The following is a 3,840-nucleotide window of genomic DNA, read 5'->3' on the forward strand; positions in this document are numbered from 1 at the left end:
GTTGAACCTGCAGGTCAAAAACAAGTTTTGAGTCAGAAATACCCTAATTGCCATGATAATAAGATTGGCGGAGGTTGTCAAGGGGTTTTTTCGTTTCACGACTGCCAAATGCAAGAAGCCTATTTTCAAAAGAAGAATTCAAATCAGTCCAAGCACATAAGCGTAGTATTACCGCCAAATGCTGTAGTGTTTACACTTACAACCTTTTCTGTGGAAAAACGTTGCAAATAATTAGGACCACCAGCTTTCGGTCCAGTGCCGGATAGCCCTCTACCGCCAAATGGCTGTACACCAACTGCTGCACCTATCTGATTGCGATTGATGTACACATTTCCAACCGACACTTTTTTGCTTATTAAATTGATCTGATTTTGTATACGGCTCTGCAAAGAAAACGTAAGCCCATATCCTGTGCTGTTTATGTCGTTTATAACCTCATTTAATTGTGACTTATCAAAACGTATGATATGCAAAATAGGACCAAATACTTCCTGCTTTAATTGCAAAATTTTTTGTATCTCATAAATATATGGAGGAAAGAAATAACCATTATGAGAATTTGTATCCATGGGTACCTTTGATAAAAGGTTTGAATCTCTATCCCTTGACATTTTCTCCGTATGTCTAGTTAGCATATCAATAGATGATTTGTCAATTATCGGGCCAATATCAGTGCTAAGCTGTATCGGATCACCAATCTTTAATTCCTGAACCGCATCGCATATCATCTTTATTTGTTTTTCTGCTATATCTTCTTGAATAAATAGCACCCTAAGCGTAGAACAGCGCTGACCGCTACTCCGAAACGCTGAAAGCAAAACATCTGAAGTCACCTGCTCCAAGAGAGCTGAGCTGTCAACAATCATAGCATTTAGTCCACCAGTCTCAGCGATAAGTGGTACAATAGGGCCATCTCTGCTAGCAAGCATTCTATTAATTATCTGAGCAGTTTGTGTTGAACCAGTAAAAGCTACACCAGAGATTCTATTATCTGGTACCAATGTTTTACCTAAATACTGACCGTCCCCTGGAATAAAATGCAGTACATTTTTTGGTATCCCAGCTTCGTGCAGTATTCTAACAGCTTCATGAGCAACAATTGGCGTTTGCTCTGCTGGTTTTGCCAGCACTGTATTACCTGCTGCAAGTGCAGCCGAAACTTGTCCAATGAAGATAGCAAGTGGGAAATTCCACGGTGATATGCATAAGAAAACCCCTCTACCTTCAAAAAAGATAAAGTTATCTTCACCTGTTGAGCCCGGCAATTTTTTCCAGTTATTCAGTTCATTTTTTGCTATCATTGCATAATAACGCAAAAAGTCGACTGCCTCCCTTACTTCTGCTATTGCATCAGATAAAACTTTTCCTGCTTCCACGATCAGAATGTAAACCAGCTCTTTCATCCTTTCTTCAAGCAAATCTGCAGCTCTTTCAAGAAGCTTAGCACGCTCTTCTGCTGAAACATTCTGCCACTGAGCAAAAGCACTATGCGCTATTTCAATAGCGCTTAAAGCCTGATCACTTGTAGTATTCGACACTTCTCCAATTACATTTTCCAAATGTGCTGGATTAACCACTTCAGTAAATTTGGCACTGCCAGATAGTGACTCTCCATCAATTATAGGTCCAACCTGCCATTTATTTTCACTAAATTCTTTTATATCGTTTGCAAATTGTGAAACTGTAACTGAATCGCTAATATCCATCCCTAAGGAGTTTTTCCTTTCTTCTCCAAAAATATCTTGTGGTAACGGAATGCTTGGGTGAGGTTCATACTCCAAGCTTTTAGCTTTTTCTAACGGATCTGAAACTAATTCTTCAATTTTAACGTTAGAATCATTTATTTGATTGACAAATGAACTATTAGCTCCATTTTCAAGAAGGCGTCTAATAAGGTACGGTAATAAATCACTATGTTTACCAACCGGAGCATATACACGGCAATTAATACTTGTTGCAAGTTCTGACATTGCATAATCATATAAGCTCTTACCCATTCCGTGTAAGCGTTGAAACTCAAACCCAGGGTGGTTTTTATCGGCAAGCTCCATTATAGTAGCAAAAGTGTAAGCATTATGAGTTCCAAAGCATGGATAAAAGTGACTTGCTTTGCTCAAAAGTTTCTGTGCGCAGGCAAGGTAACATACATCAGTGTAGCTTTTTCTAGTAAACACTGGGTAACCACTTAACCCTAATTCCTGCGTGCGCTTGATTTCCGAGTCCCAATATGCTCCTTTCACAAGTCTCACCATAATTTTATGTTTTGACCGGATGGCAACATCTTCAACAAAATCAAGAACAGACAAAGCACGTTTTTGATACGCTTGTACAGCTAAGCCAAGTCCTTCCCACTGAGAAAGCGACTCATCAAAGCGCAATTGCTCAAACAAAACTAATGACATCTCAAGTCTTTCTGATTCTTCTGCATCTATACATAGTGAAATGTTATATTTTTTTGCTTCATGGCAAAGCTCTAACACCTTGGCTCTTACTTCTTCAGCTATACTACCAAATTGGCTGAACTCATAACGTGGATGCAATGAAGACAACTTGATCGAAACTCCATGGGACTTAAAGCAATCACTCGTATCAGTAGATTCACCTATAGCTTTTATTGCATGCATATAGGAATTAAAATATTCCCCTGCATCCTCAGCTGTGCGAGCAGCTTCACCAAGCATATCAAAAGAGCATAAATACTTACTATGGTCATCTGACTTTATACTTTCCAATGCTTTTTCTATAGTTTCTCCAACAATAAAGTGCTTACCAATCGTTAACATCGCTTGTTTTACTGCTTTGCGAATTACTGGCTCCCCTAAATTTTTTAGTAATCTAGAAATTGCATGATAGAATTTTGGATCTTCTCCATCGCTTCTTAGTATACTGCTTCCTATCACTAAACTCCACGTAGAAGCATTAACAAATAACGAAGAAGAACGCCCTAAGTGTTTACCCCATTCTTGATTGGCAATTTTATCTTTGATTAGCTGGTCTATTGTATAATCGTCTGGTATTCTAAGCAGTGATTCAACAATACACATCAGTGCTATTCCTTCGTCATTGGAAAACGAGTACTGCTGCATAAAAGAATCTATAATGCCTAATTTACTGCCTTTAATTTTTTCGACAACTTGTTTTGCAATATTGTAAATTCTGTTTTTTGAATCAGCCGAAAGCTCTATTTTTTCTATGAGATAACGTACATAACTTTTTTCATCAGTACGATAAAATCCCTGCAAACGTTTTCGCAATTCGTTAGGTTCTTGTATAGAACTGATCATAATTATCTACAAAACACCTTTACTATGTAAGGTAAAATTATATCATAACTTCGTGTAGAATAAATCATTATTTATAAAAGGCCAGGGTGAAGGATCCTAAGCAGAACCATCCTCTCATAATATTTAGAAAGGAAAGCAGAATCTATGTATCCGTTCAGCAGTGTTGCCGAGAGTCAAGCAAGATAGCTTTAAATGATCTTTTTATAGTTATTTAACTTTTGTGTTATAGATTAATATTTTAATTTATGTGGGTATATAGAGTAGGATATGTAGGAAAAAAGTTATTGCAATATCAAGTTTATTACTTGCTATCTTGTTCTTAGTGATTATAGTTCAATTTTTTACTAGGAGCCAAAGTTGTGTCAAAGTTAATGATCAGGATATCGAGGCACTGTTTGATCGTTGGAATGATTCACTAAAAACTGGCGATGCTTATAAAGTTGATGCAAATTACACTGATGATGCAGTACTACTGCCCACTCTATCCTCTAATCCTAGAATAACTGGTGCTCAGCGTGTTAATTACTTTAAAGATTTTTTGACTAAGCACCCGACT

2 protein-coding genes are annotated in these 3,840 nt (G+C 37.4%); one reads left to right on the forward strand and one right to left on the reverse strand.

Annotation, left to right across the window (positions count from 1 at the left end):
- Window positions 1-143: 143 nt before the first annotated feature.
- Window positions 144-3,284 carry a bifunctional proline dehydrogenase/L-glutamate gamma-semialdehyde dehydrogenase PutA gene (gene putA, locus HET73_RS06410; RefSeq protein WP_174133159.1) on the reverse strand — a complete coding sequence of 1,047 codons (3,141 nt, stop codon included), beginning with the start codon at window positions 3,282-3,284 and terminating at the stop codon, window positions 144-146.
- 322 nt (window positions 3,285-3,606) lie between these two features.
- Here putA and HET73_RS06415 point away from each other — a divergent pair.
- Window positions 3,607-3,840 (forward strand): hypothetical protein (locus HET73_RS06415; RefSeq protein WP_218939334.1); only part of this gene is annotated, 234 nt, incomplete at its 3' end.

Source organism: Wolbachia endosymbiont of Atemnus politus (genome assembly GCF_013309895.1).

Bases quoted from the DNA above. Each gene is read 5' to 3' on its own strand.
- putA (WP_174133159.1), bottom strand. From the start codon at position 3,284: ATGATCAGTTCTATACAAGAACCTAACGAATTGCGAAAACGTTTGCAG.